Here is a 13,675-nt window from a genome sequence, read left to right on the forward strand (position 1 = left end):
AGCGGGAATTTGGTTAAAAGCCTTTTAAAATCGGCTTTTCAGATCGCAAATTGCTCCGGCCAGTCACGGCGGGTGGCCACCTGTCCTTCGGTGCGCAGCCTTGCCACTGCGGCAAGATCGATATCGGCGATCAAAAGGCTGCTTTGCGTCACCGCATCACTTTCGCTTTCCGCGACGATGCCGGATGCTGGCATGCCGTAGTCCGACGGCACGTAAAGAGCAGCGCGACCACGATTTTCATCGACGGCCGGGGACCATGGCGCTTCCCCGGCGGTGGGCGATGACAGGACGGAATACTGGTTTTCCAGCGCCCGCGCCTGCGCGCCGATGCGGACCCGATAGGCACCCGCGAGGGTATCGGTGCAACTGGGCGCGAGGACCAGTTCGACGCCGAGTTCCGCCAGCCTGCGGCCAAGCATCGGGAACTCGTTGTCGTAACAGATGAGAATGCCCAGCCTGCCGATCTGCGTATCAAACGCTTTAAGGCCCTCGACGCCGGCATGGATGTTCCATTGCTCCCGTTCGAAGCGGGTCATGATCTGCTTGTCCTGATAACCGATCAGGCCATCCGGACCGAAAAGCCACGCGCGATTGCGGAATTTGCCGTCCGGGTCCTTCACAGGCGCGCTGCCGGGCTGGAACAGAATTTGATGTTGCCGCGCCAGCTCCTCGCATAGCTCTACCCAGGAGGGGATCATCGGCTGTATCTCTTCGATGGAACGGTGCAGATCAGAACGGATGTCGGGTGGCAACTGACCGGTCAGCGCCATAGCCGAATATTCCGGCAGCAGCAGCAGTTCTGCGCCCTCGCTCTTGGCCTCGCGGACAACGGCGGACAGATGGGCGGTATAGGCCTCCCATGTCTCGATCAGCTCGATGGCATATTGGCTGGCGGCGAGGCGTGTCATGTGTCTCCATCTCGGGCAAGGATGGTCTTCATCCAAAATGACAGGGGTTTGGGGCTCTCGGTGCTTTCGTCGAGGTCCTGCCAGGTGAAGCTTGTATGCAGCTCGGGGTGGTGGCGATAACCGCGCTTTTCCCAGAAGGCATTGAGCGGCACGTAATCCGTCGGCCGGCGGGGATGGTCGGCAGGCCGCTCGACAGCGCAGAAGGTGCACTGGTTGAAGCCGAGCCGGTTTGCATGTGCCTCCCGCTCCTCGAAGAAGCGCACGCCGACGCCGTGGCCGCGATAGCCGGGAAGCAGCACGCTTTCACCGAAGTAGAATACCCGGTCCGGATCGTAGCCCGCTTCCACGAATGGCGTTTTCACCTCGTCGGTTTCGGCGGCCATCGGCATGCCGGTGGACATGCCGACCACTCTGCCGTCATCGAGCGCCAGCACGAAGATCGCCCCGTCCGTATCGGCATAGGTCGCAAGATATTTGCGCTCATACTCCAGCGAGCCGTCATAGAGATACGGAAAGGCGCGAAACACCTCGATCCGCAGGCGCGCGAGGTCATCGAAATAAGGTGTGGCGTCAATGCCGGAAAGAGACTTGATTTCGACGGTCATGGGCATTTTCACTCTCGGTTGCACTGGTTATACCGTCATGGAACACCCGCGCAAGCATGAACGGAGAAGACGATGACCGCTGCCGAGACCATCCGCGCCTATTACGATGCCTTCAACCGTCAGGATATGGATGCCTTCCTGGCGCTGCTTCACGATGAGGTGGTGCATGACATTAATCAGGGCGAGCGCCAGACCGGCAAGGCCGCCTTTGCGTCCTTCATGGATCATATGAACCGCTGCTATAAGGAAAACCTTACCGATATGGTGATCATGGCGAGCGAGGATGGAAAGCGCGCGTCCGCCGAATTCATTGTCAATGGCGAATATCTCAAGACTGACGAAGGGTTGCCCGAGGCGAACGGTCAGACATATGTGCTGCCGGCCGGCGCCTTTTTTGATCTGAAAGATGGAAAGGTTAGTCGAGTAACGAACTACTATAATCTGAATGACTGGATTGCCCAGGTCGGCGCCTGACGCCTATTTGCTGTGAAGCACCCGGCGGCAAAATGACAATTTCCACGATGAAGGATATTGACTCCATCATGTGAGAGTGAAATTCTCATATGATGGAAAACGAAGATCACATTCTCGAACGCTCGATCGGCGAGCGCATCAAAACGTTGCGGGCTGAAAGCGGCCTGACGCTGGACAGGCTTGCATCCGAATCGGGCGTCAGCCGCGCCATGATTTCCCGTATTGAAAGGGGAGAGGCGAGCCCCACCGCGTCGCTGCTCGCCCGCATCTGCGCGGCATTTGGCCTGTCGCTCTCCGGTTTCTTCGCCGAAAATGAAGAGACCGTTTCTCCGCTGGTGAGAAAGCGCGACCAGCAGCTCTGGAAAGATCCCGAGACAGGCTATGTCCGCCGCGCCATTTCCCCGCCGCGTGTGGGATCGGATGTCGATATTGTCGAAGTCGAATTTCCAGCCGGCGCGCGCGTCGGTTTTCCGCCGCATGCGGCAAGCCGGGGCATGACGCAATATGTCTGGCTTTTCGAAGGCGTGCTGGAAATGACGAGCGGCGGAAACGTTCACCGGCTGGAGCCAGGCGATTGCCTTTTCATGCCGGTCGGAGAAGGGCACGTCTTCCACAATCCTTCCGAAAAACCTGCCCGTTATGCCGTTGTGCTGGATCAAAGACAGCGCTGATTTCCCCACAGGAGTTTTTATGACCATCATCCGCATGTTGAACGGGCAAGAGACCATCGATGCCCTGCCAGAACTCTGCGAAGTCCTCGCCGCCTGCGTGAACGGCGGCGCCTCCGTCGGCTTCATGTTGCCCTTTTCCCCGCAGGATGCCGAACCCTTCTGGCGATCCGTGGCTGAAGCGGCAGGTCAGGGTGCGACTATTCATGTGGTAGCGGAAGTGGATGGCAAGGTGGTCGGCACCGTGCAGGTCGGCCTTGCCTCAAAGCGCAATCAGCCGCATCGCGGCGATCTGATGAAACTTCTCGTGCACCCATCCGCCCGAGGCCTTGGCGTCGCTCGCAAGCTCATGCAAAGGGTGGAGGAGGAAGCGGCAAAACGTGGCCGTACCCTTCTGGTTCTGGATACGGCAACTGGCAGCGATGCCGAGGCGATTTATCCCCGTCTCGGCTGGGAACGGGTCGGCGTCATTCCGGATTACGCCCTGTTTCCGGATGGACGCTTTTGCAGCACGACCCTGTTCTATAAGCGGATCGGCTAGGCCTTTGAGACTGCAGCCTCACTGGCCCGGCTTCAGCGTGCGGTTGAAAGCTGTAAGGATCATCGTCTCCAATTGTGCGTGAATATCCGCGCGGTCTCGTGGTCCGGCCGGTTCGCAGATCGGATCATGCTCGCCGATGGATTTGAGAAATGCATCGGCATCCGGTTTGCAGAGGGGCAGGAAGCTGAAATGGTTGGCGTCGTCCACCCGCAGGTAGGTCGCGCCGGGCACGTCGTCTGCGAGTTTATCCGCAAGCACGGCCGGCGGAATTTTACCTTTGCTGCCGAGATTGATGAAGGTCAGCGGAATATCGATCGCTTTCAGGCTCTCCGGTTTGAAAGCCAGCGCCAGGCCGGGATCGATCAGCACGGCGGAGCGAATGCGGGGATCGCGGTTCTGCTGCTCAAAACGGGCCTCGTCGAGGGTTTTGATATCCAGCTTCGGAACGCTGACCGGCTCGCCATTGAGGTAACCCCGGCCGCCGGCGAACCACTGGCAATCCATCATCGAAGAATAGTCCTCGCAATAGCGGGCATAGGCATCGAGATCGGCGCGCGCACCCACAATCTCCATCGCCGCGCTGCCGCCCAGCGAGAAGCCGAGAACGCCGATCCTCTTCGTGTCGATCGCATTCGACCACTTGCCTTCTGCCGTCATGACCGTAATGATCGTTGAGAGATCGTCTGTTCGCTCCCAGATTTTCGGCGTATCGGCGGGCGTGGAATCGCCGCTGGTGGTGCCGGGATGGTTGGTGCCGGCGACGATGAAACCCTCGCTCGCAAGCTTCGCGGCGATCCATGCCATGCCGGACACTCTTGAACCCGAGCCGTGGGACAGAAGCACGAGCGGCAAACGGCCCGTTTTCACCGCACCATCCTTGAACACGGGCGTGCCCTGAAAAATTCGGTCCTCGCCGGAAGGCGCCTGTGTGCCCTTTCCGTCAGATGGATACCAGACGGTGAGAGCAAGGTCTTTGCCGCGAGCTGGCGAATGAACGGTAGTTTCGCTGATGCCGACGGCGTCCGCCGCAAAAACCGGTTGAGTGACGAAAGCGGAAAATAACATGGTCGCTATGGTGGTGACAGGGCGCATGAAAACCTCGTGTTTCTGGGAAGAACGGGGCTCAATCTGCGCCGCCACGTATTTTTTGCGTCCTTGATCGCGTTAAAGGTCGTACCGAAACGCGATCTGGTCCATGAAGTGCGACAAGGTTTCGCTCCGGGATGGTTATCGTGCTTTTCATTCCCCTGCCTTTCGTCGTGGCGCTGTTGTTGGTGGTCATGTTCATCGTCTTCTTTCGAAGCGGAGACGATGTGCGGACAAGCCGCGTATTTTTGGCGCTTATCGCCCTTTGCGCCGTGCAGTCTGTGCTCGTCGGCCTGCGCTGGGGATATGGTGTGAGCCTGGTGCGATACGTGCTGCCGGTTTTGGCCGCCTGCCTGCCACCACTTGTGTACATTGCCTTTCGCGGCCTGATGAAGGTGGGGCCGGAAAGCAGAAGGGCCATGCTGGCAAGCCTCGCCCTGTCCCCTCTGCTGATCATTCTTCTGGAATTCACATTCCCGGTCGCTATCGATCTTGGCCTGATTGCCCTCTTCGTTGGCCATGCGACCGCCCTGCTGCTGCTCGGAAGAAAAGGGCCTGATGGGCTGGACGAGGCGCAATTTGCGAGCGTCGCTTCGGCACACAAGGCGCTCATCATCGCTGCTGCGGCGCTGTGCGTTTCCGCTATGTTCGATCTTCTGGTGTTTCTCGATTTCGAATGGGCACATGGCGAGAACGTCGCGGCGCTCGTCAGCAACGCCAATCTTTTCGGCCTGTTGCTGATCGGGCTGATGGCGGCCATGGCCGGGAAAAGCAAGGCGTCGCAAGCGGCCGCGGAGCCGCCGGCAGAGGTGCCGCCTCCTTCGGAACCATCACAACAGGACCGCGAGATTGTTGCGGGCCTCGATCGCCTGATGACGTCGCAGGCGCTCTACCGCGACGAAAATCTCAACCTGTCGCGCCTAGCAAGACGCCTCGGCCTGCCGAGCCGGCAGATTTCGGGTGCGATCAATCGTTCGCTTGGCGTCAACGTCTCGCAATATGTCAACCAGCTGCGCATCCGCGAAGCCTGCCGGTTGCTGGAGGAGACGGAGCAATCGGTGACATCGATCATGTTTTCTTCCGGCTTTCAAACCAAGTCCAACTTCAACCGGGAATTTCGCCGCGTCACCGGCATGAGCCCGGTCGACTGGCGGGAACGGCAGGTGTGGAAACTGGTCTCCCCCAACAAAACAGCCACCCGGCAGATGCCGGATGACCGTCTGAAGATCGTCGGGAAATGATTGTCGATCAGAGCGTGCCGTTACGCTGCTGGATCATCATGTAGGTGTCATAGGTGTATTCGGCGATCTGTGCCCAGAGATAGGCATCCTTCTTGAAGGCCTGCTGGCTCTCATAGATTTTCTTGAAGCTCTCGTTCTTGGCCGAAATCTCCGCATAGGTTTCCTGCGCCGCTTTGTGGCAGACATCGAGGATTTCCTGGCTGAAGGGGCGCAGGATCGCGCCCTGCGCTACCAATTCCTTCAGCGCCTTCGGATTGCGTGCATCGTAGCGTTCCAGCATGCTGGCGCTGCCCGCGGCGCAGGCGTCTTTCAGGATGCGTTTGTAGTTTTCCGGCAGTTCGTTGAACTTCTGCAGGTTGACGAAGGCATGAACGGCCGGGCCGCCTTCCCACCATGCGGGGTAATAGTAATATTTCGCGACCTTGTAGAAGCCGAGCTTCTGGTCATCATAGGGGCCGACGAACTCGGTGGCGTCGATCGTGCCCTTTTCGAGCGCGGCGTAGACATCGCCGCCGGCGATCTGCTGCGGCGTCACGCCAACCTTCTGCATCACCTGGCCGGTGAGGCCGGCGATACGCATCTTCAGACCCTTGAGGTCGTCGATGGTGTTGATTTCCTTGCGGAACCAGCCGCCCATCTGGGCACCGGTGTTGCCGAGCAGGATCGAGTAGATATTGTGCTGGGCAAGGAACTCATTGAGCAGCTCGTTGCCGCCGGCCTGGTTGAACCACGCATTCGTCTGGCGCGCATTGAGGCCGAAGGGAACCGAGGTCCCGAGCGCGAAGGTCGGGTCCTTGCCAACATAATAATAGGCGCATGTATGCGCCATTTCGACGGTTCCGGCTGTCACCGCGTCCGCGGCCTGCAGGGCCGGCACGATCTCGCCGCCCGCGAAATGCTGAATGACGAAATTGCCGCCGGAAGCTTCCTTGACGTGATCGGCGACGATCTGGCCCGCGCCGAACAGAATGTCGAGGCCCTTGGTGAAGGACGACGTCATGCGCCAGGTAATCTTGGGATTTTCTTGTGCGATGGCCGGAGCGGCCAGCGCCGTTGCGGTAACACCGGCGCCCACGGCGCCAGCCTTGCGGATAAATGATCTGCGATCCATGTCGATAAGCCCTGCTATGCTTCATATTACAGGCGAACCGCACGGTACGCCTCCCGCCGGCTACTAAACATTTATCCTTGCGGCCATCAAGAGGGAATGTTCGAAACCTGCACGCTCCTGCGCGGCGCTTCGTCATAGTTCCAACTCTGCAATCAGGTGCCGTACCCAGGCCCCGCGCCTTGCGGTTAAGATGACGATCGTGTCAACGCGGGATCATCGAGCGCCGGATTGTAAAAGAGCGAGAGCGTCAGGCTTCTGGCGATGCGTTCAGCGGTTTCCATAAACCAGTCGTGCGCCTCTCTGCCTGGTGCAATGTCATCGAGTGTGGCGGAAAACAGCGCAAGCCATTGGGGGAAAAGCTCGGCGGTCATGCCTTTTACGCCAAGATGGGCTTGGACCGGCTTGCCGCCATAGCCGCCATTCTTGAACGCGACGGCCGCCCAGAACTGCTTCATCCTGGCCATATGTTCCGGCCAGCGGCCTGCAAGCCGCGCATCGAAAAAGGGCCCGAGCGCGGGGTGCTCCAGCACGCGACCGTAAAATGTTTCCACCAGCAGATCGATGAAACGGGCATCGACACCGATAGCCGCCATCGCTTTTTCTGCCCTGTCTTGAATTTCTGCGCTGTGGGCGGCTCTTGCCGCGGCTGGGTTCTGCATCATCGATCCTTTCCCGACGAATTTACGCCGCTGCGCTGCCATCGGCAATGCGGCGCTTTGACTGATTAGAATTATTCTAAGATGGCTTGATCGCGGGGTGATGCGGATGTATTTAGAATTATTCTAAAAAGGTTTCAGCCATGTTCCACAGTCTTTTCTCGCTTTCCAAACGTCCCTTTTCCTCCCTCAGCGAACAGGAAATCCTGGCGCTCGCCATCTCGTCGGAAGAAGATGACTCTCGCATCTACCGCTCCTATGCCGATCACATGCGCGCGCAATATCCTCAATCGGCGAAGGTTTTTGACGACATGGCCGAGGTCGAGCAGCAGCATCGAAACGTGTTGATCGACATGCATCGCCGCCGCTTCGGAGAAACCATACCGTTGATACGCCGCGAACATGTGCGTGGTTTCTACGAACGCACACCGGACTGGCTGGTGAAGAATCTCTCACTGGAAAAAATTCGCGCCCAGGCGGAATTGATGGAAGCGCAGGCAATCCGTTTTTACGACGAAGCCGTCAAGCGCACCACGGATGCCTCGACGCGCAAGTTGCTCGGTGATCTGGCGGAGGCAGAGCGCGGCCACGAGGATATCGCGCATATGCTCGAGGAAAAACATCTCGATGAAAACGGCAGAACGGAAGAAGAGGAGACCGCCAAGCGTCAGTTCCTCCTGACCTATGTGCAGCCGGGTCTCGCCGGGCTTATGGACGGTTCCGTGTCGACGCTGGCGCCAATCTTTGCAGCGGCCTTTGCCACACAGGATACCTGGCAGACCTTCCTCATCGGTCTTTCCGCCTCCGTCGGCGCGGGCATCTCCATGGGGTTTACGGAAGCCGCTCATGATGACGGCAAGCTTTCCGGTCGAGGCTCGCCACTGAAGCGCGGCCTGGCATCGGGCATCATGACGGCCATTGGCGGCCTCGGCCACGCGCTGCCCTATCTCATCCCGCATTTCTGGACAGCCACGGCTATTGCCGCGATCGTTGTTTTCGTGGAACTCTGGGCTATCGCCTTCATTCAGAACCGCTTCATGGAAACGCCATTCCTGCGCGCCGTCTTTCAGGTGGTCCTCGGTGGCTCATTGGTGCTGGCGGCCGGCATTATCATCGGCAATGGCTAATAGGCAAAAGCCCGCGGCGCGTGCCGCGGGCTTTTCGATATAATCGATTTCATGCAGATCAGCGCAACGCGCCGACCAGAACGTCCCGACCATCCTCGATGGAAACCCAGCGGCCCGTATTAAAGGACGCCTGCCGCTTCAGATAGGTGTAGTTTGTGTCGGTCCAGAGCTTCACGTCGTCGGTGAGATTATCGAGAATATAGTCGCCATCCGTGGTGCGAAGGGTAAGCACCGCATGACCTTCACCATCAGGCTTGCGAACGACTGTTATCAGCAGGTCGGCCACGGAAAATCCGCGCTCGATCAGCTTCTTGCGCTTCAGCAGTACGAAATCTTCGCAATCGCCGGCGGTTGTCGGGTATTCCCAGACCTCGTCCTTGCCATAGATTTCCTGGTCGGTCATCGCCACGATGGTCGTGTTGACGGAGGTGTTGACCTCGCGAATGACGCCCCAGCCATAGTCGGTGACGCGTGGCGGCGGCGTCGCCTTGCTGCGAATGTTGCACTCGTCAGCATATTTCTGACAGAACTCGTAATGGCCGATCGGCTGGGAGGTGATCCCGCCCGTCACCATGGAAGGGCTTCCCTTGGTTTCCGCCATGGCGGAGGCAGCAGTCATTAGCCCGGCGGCAACTGCAGACAGCAGCGCACGCGCCAGCGGTGCGTTCATCATGAAACCCGTCCCTTAATTCTTAATGAAAAGTTAAGAGGGTTGGGGGGCAGGAGTCAATCTTTAGCAATCAATGGCGCGCAAGACTCGTTGAATATGGTTAAGAGCGTTGCGGAAATGCCTATGTTGCAAGGGCTCTCACCGCCGTGAGCATCCTTTCAATGTCCTGTGGCCGGGAGAGCCGGTGGTCGCCGTCGCGGATCAACGTCAGAACCACGTCGTCCGCTGGCAGGTGTTCCAGAAGTTTCAGCGCGTGTTGATAGGGCACGTCGGGATCGCGCATGCCCTGCAGGATGTGAACGGGGCAACCGGTGGTGATGATGCCCTGCAACACGCGGTTCTGCCGGCCGTCTTCCATGAGCGCGCGGGTGAAGATGTTGGGCTCAGGACTGTATTCCGAGTGCTCCTCGAAATATCCCCTCTCCAGCAGCGATGTCTTTTCTGCCTCCGTCAGGCTGGGCTCTATCAGTTCCGCCGTGAAATCAGGCGCAGGCGCGATGAGGATCAGGCCTGCGACGGTTGGGGTGCCACCTGTCTTGCGTAGTTCCTCAACCATGCGCAAGGCGATCCATCCGCCCATCGAAGAGCCGACGAGAATGACGCTCGACGGCGCCTTTGCACGCACTACGGCGAGTGCCTCTTCCAGCCATCGGGAGATCGTGCCTTTTTTGAAATCTCCGCCGGACGCGCCGTGGCCGGAATAGTCGAACCGAAGGCACGCAAGGCCGTTTTCCGCTGCAAAGCGATCCAGTTCGACCGCCTTTGTTCCGGTCATGTCTGAACGATAGCCGCCGAGCCACACCAGCATGGGTTCGCTTTTGCCGGAAATCGCCGGACGATGGAGAATGGCAATCTCGCGGCTGTCGTTATCGGGACCTACGCGCAGGAATTCGGCGGCTTGTTCGCTCATGTATATGCAATTCTCCTGATTTTAGTGCAACAACGGCGGCGTATTTGCAAAAACCGTGACAACAGGTGATCTTTTCGGGCAGATATGCTATTGACTTCGCCACGGCAATAACGACATTTCCGCCGCTTGTACCAAACAAGCTGTTTTTTGCCGACGTGATCCAGAAACAGATCAGGAGAATACGACCATTCGCAGACCTTTCAAAGCCGATGCCCCCGTCAAGGAGGGGCCGCGCTCCAACCGGGAAATTCGGGTTCCCAGAGTTCAGCTTATTGATGAAGAGGGCCAGAACCTCGGTAGCATGCCGACGGATCAGGCATTGAAACTGGCGGAGGAGGCCGGTCTCGATCTCGTTGAGATTTCGCCGAACGCTGAACCGCCGGTGTGCAAGATCCTCGATCTCGGCAAACTGAAATACGCGACCCAGAAAAAGGCCGCTGAAGCGCGCAAGAAACAGAAGATCGTCGAAGTCAAAGAAATCAAGATGCGCCCTAACATCGACACGCATGATTATGACGTGAAGATGAAGGCGATGGGCCGTTTCTTTGAAGATGGCGACAAGGTGAAGGTGACGCTGAAGTTCCGTGGCCGTGAAATGGCCCACCAGGAACTGGGCATGAAGCTTCTTCTTCAGGTGAAGGAGGACACTCAGGCGATTGCCAAGGTGGAGGCCGAGCCGAAGCTTGAAGGCCGTCAGATGATGATGGTTCTCGCGCCGAAATAATTTATACCGCCACAGAACTGGCGGAATGAGCCGCACGGGGAAGTTCGCTTTCCCCGTTGCGCTTTTAACCGACTGCGGTTATAAGCGCGCGTCCGAACGGTCCGGCAGGGCATGCCGAGGCCGTTCCTGAATAGCTTGAAATAGGCCTCGTCTGCCTGTTTCGATACAAAAACGGAGTAGCAAAATGCCCAAGATGAAGACGAAGTCCGCTGCAAAGAAGCGGTTCAAGATCACTGCAACCGGCAAGGTTGTTGCAGCCGCCGCCGGTAAGCGCCACGGCATGATCAAGCGTACCAACAAGTTCATTCGCGACGCGCGTGGAACCATGGTTCTCGCCGAAGCTGACGGCAAGAAGGTCGTCAAGAACTACCTGCCGAACGGTCTCTGAGACTTTTCCGCATTTTTGGACACTTTAAGGAGATCATGACATGGCACGCGTAAAACGTGGCGTAACTTCCCGCGCCAAGCACACCAAGACACTCAAGGCAGCCAAGGGTTTCTACGGCCGCCGCAAGAACACCATCCGCGCAGCAAAGGCTGCCGTGGATCGTTCCAAGCAGTACGCTTACCGCGACCGCAAGGTCAACAAGCGTAACTTCCGCGCTCTTTGGATCCAGCGTATCAACGCTGCTGTCCGCGAATTCGGCCTCACCTATGGCCGCTTCATCGACGGCCTGAACAAGGCTGGCATCGAAGTGGACCGCAAGGTTCTGTCCGACATGGCTATCCATGAGCCGGCAGCATTCGGCGCGCTCGTCGAAGCAGCGAAGAAGGCGCTTGAGTACCTCAAGGATGCTGGTACGGCCAACGAGTTTGAAACCGCTGTAAAGTAATTACGGCGCGGACAATCTGTTGTTCATTTGAACCCGCGTCGGGCAACCGGCGCGGGTTTTTTCTTTTCAGCTGCCATACATTTCTATCGGCGTTTTTTAATTTAGAAATTTAGAAGACTTGGAGTATTCACGCCGTTTGAAGCGAAACCTTTGGTGGACGAAATGCAGGTCAATAAAAGTGAGGTTGTGGAAGCGGAAGGTTTCCGCGTTCATCTCGACGACGATGACATCGCAACCGTGATGCGTGTCCTCCTGAAAAGTGACCGTCGCATTCAGAAGGTTGAACTCTCGCAGCTGACGGTGTGGATCAAACGGCAGGGCACGGAGCGTGTGACGTGGTGGATGAAAATTCAGAAGCTGCTGTCAAAACTCCTGCCCTACGCTTTTCTTCGCCCTTCCGAACCGCGTGATGGCGCGGGCCTCATGCAGCGGGAACTCGAAACCTTGCAGCAGTTCCAGCAGCGCGGCTTCCCGGTTCCGCCGCTGATCTACTCATCCCGCACGGCCGTGGTGCTGGGAGATGTAGGCCCGACGCTCATGGAGCGCATGGATGCCCTGAAGGCCTCCGATCCGATCGAGCATGACGCCCTGCTTGTTAAATCCGCAGAAGCACTTGGCGAGCTGCATGCCGCAGGCCTCTGCCACGGCCGCCCGCATGTACGAGACTTCTTCTTGAAGGATGGCCGTATCGGTTTCATGGATTTCGAGGAGCGCCCTCAGGATGTCATGCCGCTGGAAACGGCGCAGGCTCGTGATATCTGGCTGCTGTTTCTGCAGGTGGCCACGCGCGCCAATGATGCCCCCAAAACCCGCGACGCCGCCTTTTCGCGCTGGCTCGAAAATGCTCCACCCCGCGCACTGGAAGAATTAACCCGCTTGACCCGCACTCTCGGGCGTTTTTTACCGCTTGCCCGGTTGATCGGGCGCGTGCGGATGGGTAGTGATCTGCGACGCTTTATCATGGCGACCGACTATCTGATGAATGCTGTGAACACCGACGCCGCTGTTAAAAAATCCGGCAAGGCAGGAAAAGATGACTGAACTTGATACCTTGAAATCGCAATTGATGTCGGAGATCGCCGCCGCTGCCGATGAACCGGCCATCGAAGCCGTGCGCGTCTCCGCGCTTGGCAAGAAGGGCTCGGTTTCGGAGCTTCTGAAGACGCTTGGCAGCATGAGCCCGGAGGAGCGCCAGACCCGCGGCGCCGCCATTAATCAGCTCAAGACCGAAATTACCGACCTTATCGGCGAGCGCAAGAACGCGCTGAAAGACGCCGCCATCGCCGCGCGTCTCAAGGCCGAAACGGTGGACGTCAGCCTGCCCGTCCGCCAGTCTCCGGCAGAGCGCGGCCGCATTCATCCCATCAGTCAGATCGTCGACGAAATCACTGCCATCTTCGCGGATATGGGTTTCTCCATCGCCGAAGGTCCTGACATCGAGACTGACTATTACAACTTCACGGCGCTGAACTTCCCGGAAGGCCATCCGGCCCGCGAGATGCACGATACCTTCTTCTTCCAGCCGGACGAAAAAGGCGAGCGTAAGGTGCTGCGCACCCACACCTCACCGGTGCAGATCCGCACCATGGAGAGCCAGAAGCCGCCGATCCGCATCGTCATCCCCGGCAAGACTTATCGCCAGGATTCCGATGCCACCCATTCGCCGATGTTCCATCAGGTCGAAGGTCTTGTCATCGACAAGAAGGCGCATGTCGGCAATCTGCGCTGGATTCTTGAGGAGTTCTGCAAGGCCTTCTTCGAGGTCGACAGCGTCGTCATGCGCTTCCGCCCGTCCTTCTTCCCGTTCACGGAGCCAAGCTTCGAGGTGGATATCCAGTGCGACCGTTCCGGCCCCATCGTCAAGTTCGGCGAGGGCAAGGACTGGATGGAAATTCTCGGCTGCGGCATGGTGCACCCAAACGTGCTGCGCGCCGGCGGGCTGGATCCGGATGAATATCAGGGCTTTGCCTGGGGCATGGGTCTCGACCGCATCGCCATGCTTAAATACGGCATGCCCGATCTGCGCGATTTCTTCAACGCCGATGTCCGCTGGATGAACCACTACGGGTTCCGCCCGCTCGACATGCCGACGCTGTTCGGCGGTCTGAGCGTTTAATCCGG

Annotated in this window: 17 protein-coding genes; 10 read left to right on the forward strand and 7 right to left on the reverse strand. The window is 58.4% G+C overall.

All coding sequences use genetic code 11. The annotated features are described in order from the left end of the window. Positions 1 to 38 precede the first annotated feature (38 nt). Together EYD00_RS13420 and EYD00_RS13425 are read right to left on the reverse strand one after the other, a co-directional pair. A complete protein-coding gene (locus tag EYD00_RS13420; protein ID WP_004439330.1) occupies positions 39 to 908 on the reverse strand; it encodes a carbon-nitrogen hydrolase family protein in 870 nt (289 codons plus the stop codon). Further along, on the reverse strand, positions 905 to 1,513 hold the full coding sequence (locus EYD00_RS13425; protein WP_034496131.1) for a GNAT family N-acetyltransferase: 609 nt from the start codon (positions 1,511 to 1,513) through the stop codon (positions 905 to 907). The genes EYD00_RS13420 and EYD00_RS13425 overlap by 4 nt, the downstream gene beginning before the upstream one ends. 72 nt (positions 1,514 to 1,585) lie before the next feature. Between EYD00_RS13425 and EYD00_RS13430 the strand changes: the two genes are divergently transcribed. From EYD00_RS13430 to EYD00_RS13440, 3 genes are all read left to right on the forward strand, one after another. Then, on the forward strand, positions 1,586 to 1,987 hold the full coding sequence (locus EYD00_RS13430) for a ketosteroid isomerase-related protein (protein WP_004439334.1): 402 nt from the start codon (positions 1,586 to 1,588) through the stop codon (positions 1,985 to 1,987). 89 nt (positions 1,988 to 2,076) lie between these two features. Further along, entirely contained in the window at positions 2,077 to 2,658 is a 582-nt protein-coding gene (locus tag EYD00_RS13435) for a helix-turn-helix domain-containing protein (RefSeq protein WP_004439336.1), read from the forward strand. 19 nt (positions 2,659 to 2,677) lie between these two features. Further along, complete coding sequence (locus EYD00_RS13440) at positions 2,678 to 3,196, forward strand: GNAT family N-acetyltransferase (RefSeq protein ID WP_004439337.1); 519 nt, start codon at positions 2,678 to 2,680, stop codon at positions 3,194 to 3,196. A gap of 18 nt (positions 3,197 to 3,214) precedes the next feature. Here EYD00_RS13440 and EYD00_RS13445 read toward each other — a convergent pair whose 3' ends face one another. Beyond that, a complete protein-coding gene (locus tag EYD00_RS13445; protein WP_004439339.1) occupies positions 3,215 to 4,288 on the reverse strand; it encodes an alpha/beta hydrolase family protein in 1,074 nt (357 codons plus the stop codon). Positions 4,289 to 4,428: 140 nt separating this feature from the next. Here EYD00_RS13445 and EYD00_RS13450 point away from each other — a divergent pair, with 140 nt between their 5' ends. After that, positions 4,429 to 5,523, forward strand: coding sequence for a helix-turn-helix domain-containing protein (locus EYD00_RS13450; protein WP_034496339.1), 1,095 nt, complete (start codon positions 4,429 to 4,431; stop codon positions 5,521 to 5,523). A gap of 7 nt (positions 5,524 to 5,530) precedes the next feature. On the opposite strand, the gene EYD00_RS13455 is transcribed toward EYD00_RS13450, so the two are convergent. Further along, entirely contained in the window at positions 5,531 to 6,634 is a 1,104-nt protein-coding gene (locus EYD00_RS13455) for a TRAP transporter substrate-binding protein (protein ID WP_004439343.1), read from the reverse strand. A gap of 185 nt (positions 6,635 to 6,819) precedes the next feature. Beyond that, a complete protein-coding gene (locus tag EYD00_RS13460; protein WP_004439346.1) occupies positions 6,820 to 7,293 on the reverse strand; it encodes a group III truncated hemoglobin in 474 nt (157 codons plus the stop codon). 140 nt (positions 7,294 to 7,433) lie between these two features. On the opposite strand from EYD00_RS13460, the gene mbfA reads away from it, so the two are divergent. Then, positions 7,434 to 8,417: an iron exporter MbfA gene (gene mbfA / locus EYD00_RS13465; RefSeq protein WP_004439348.1), complete on the forward strand. Its 984-nt coding sequence runs from the start codon at positions 7,434 to 7,436 to the stop codon at positions 8,415 to 8,417. Between the two features lie 58 nt (positions 8,418 to 8,475). On the opposite strand, the gene EYD00_RS13470 is transcribed toward mbfA, so the two are convergent. Then, positions 8,476 to 9,090 carry a transglutaminase-like cysteine peptidase gene (locus EYD00_RS13470; protein WP_004439350.1) on the reverse strand — a complete coding sequence of 205 codons (615 nt, stop codon included), beginning with the start codon at positions 9,088 to 9,090 and terminating at the stop codon, positions 8,476 to 8,478. 118 nt (positions 9,091 to 9,208) lie between these two features. Then, complete coding sequence (locus tag EYD00_RS13475) at positions 9,209 to 9,997, reverse strand: alpha/beta hydrolase (protein ID WP_004439351.1); 789 nt, start codon at positions 9,995 to 9,997, stop codon at positions 9,209 to 9,211. 187 nt (positions 9,998 to 10,184) lie between these two features. Here EYD00_RS13475 and infC point away from each other — a divergent pair, with 187 nt between their 5' ends. The 5 genes from infC (at position 10,185) to pheS (ending at position 13,670) form a co-directional block, all read left to right on the forward strand. Beyond that, entirely contained in the window at positions 10,185 to 10,721 is a 537-nt protein-coding gene (gene infC / locus EYD00_RS13480) for a translation initiation factor IF-3 (protein ID WP_004439353.1), read from the forward strand. Between the two features lie 184 nt (positions 10,722 to 10,905). After that, positions 10,906 to 11,109: a 50S ribosomal protein L35 gene (gene rpmI, locus EYD00_RS13485; protein ID WP_003493355.1), complete on the forward strand. Its 204-nt coding sequence runs from the start codon at positions 10,906 to 10,908 to the stop codon at positions 11,107 to 11,109. Between the two features lie 40 nt (positions 11,110 to 11,149). Further along, entirely contained in the window at positions 11,150 to 11,554 is a 405-nt protein-coding gene (rplT, locus tag EYD00_RS13490) for a 50S ribosomal protein L20 (protein WP_003493358.1), read from the forward strand. Positions 11,555 to 11,716: 162 nt separating this feature from the next. Next, complete coding sequence (locus tag EYD00_RS13495; protein ID WP_004439364.1) at positions 11,717 to 12,595, forward strand: lipopolysaccharide kinase InaA family protein; 879 nt, start codon at positions 11,717 to 11,719, stop codon at positions 12,593 to 12,595. Further along, the gene (gene pheS, locus EYD00_RS13500; protein ID WP_004439367.1) at positions 12,588 to 13,670 is read left to right on the forward strand and encodes a phenylalanine--tRNA ligase subunit alpha; all 1,083 of its coding nucleotides are present in this window, start codon (positions 12,588 to 12,590) and stop codon (positions 13,668 to 13,670) included. The genes EYD00_RS13495 and pheS overlap by 8 nt, the downstream gene beginning before the upstream one ends. Positions 13,671 to 13,675 lie beyond the last annotated feature (5 nt).

Source organism: Agrobacterium sp. 33MFTa1.1 (assembly GCF_004328495.1).
In the GTDB taxonomy this organism is placed as follows: domain Bacteria; phylum Pseudomonadota; class Alphaproteobacteria; order Rhizobiales; family Rhizobiaceae; genus Agrobacterium; species Agrobacterium pusense.

Coding starts and splice junctions, on each gene's coding strand:
- EYD00_RS13420 (WP_004439330.1), bottom strand. CDS start 908: ATGACACGCCTCGCCGCCAGCCAATATGCCATCGAGCTGATCGAGACA.
- EYD00_RS13425 (WP_034496131.1), bottom strand. CDS start 1,513: ATGACCGTCGAAATCAAGTCTCTTTCCGGCATTGACGCCACACCTTAT.
- EYD00_RS13430 (WP_004439334.1), top strand. CDS start 1,586: ATGACCGCTGCCGAGACCATCCGCGCCTATTACGATGCCTTCAACCGT.
- EYD00_RS13435 (WP_004439336.1), top strand. CDS start 2,077: ATGATGGAAAACGAAGATCACATTCTCGAACGCTCGATCGGCGAGCGC.
- EYD00_RS13440 (WP_004439337.1), top strand. CDS start 2,678: ATGACCATCATCCGCATGTTGAACGGGCAAGAGACCATCGATGCCCTG.
- EYD00_RS13445 (WP_004439339.1), bottom strand. CDS start 4,288: ATGCGCCCTGTCACCACCATAGCGACCATGTTATTTTCCGCTTTCGTC.
- EYD00_RS13455 (WP_004439343.1), bottom strand. CDS start 6,634: ATGGATCGCAGATCATTTATCCGCAAGGCTGGCGCCGTGGGCGCCGGT.
- EYD00_RS13460 (WP_004439346.1), bottom strand. CDS start 7,293: ATGCAGAACCCAGCCGCGGCAAGAGCCGCCCACAGCGCAGAAATTCAA.
- mbfA (WP_004439348.1), top strand. CDS start 7,434: ATGTTCCACAGTCTTTTCTCGCTTTCCAAACGTCCCTTTTCCTCCCTC.
- EYD00_RS13470 (WP_004439350.1), bottom strand. CDS start 9,090: ATGATGAACGCACCGCTGGCGCGTGCGCTGCTGTCTGCAGTTGCCGCC.
- EYD00_RS13475 (WP_004439351.1), bottom strand. CDS start 9,997: ATGAGCGAACAAGCCGCCGAATTCCTGCGCGTAGGTCCCGATAACGAC.
- rpmI (WP_003493355.1), top strand. CDS start 10,906: ATGCCCAAGATGAAGACGAAGTCCGCTGCAAAGAAGCGGTTCAAGATC.
- rplT (WP_003493358.1), top strand. CDS start 11,150: ATGGCACGCGTAAAACGTGGCGTAACTTCCCGCGCCAAGCACACCAAG.
- EYD00_RS13495 (WP_004439364.1), top strand. CDS start 11,717: ATGCAGGTCAATAAAAGTGAGGTTGTGGAAGCGGAAGGTTTCCGCGTT.
- pheS (WP_004439367.1), top strand. CDS start 12,588: ATGACTGAACTTGATACCTTGAAATCGCAATTGATGTCGGAGATCGCC.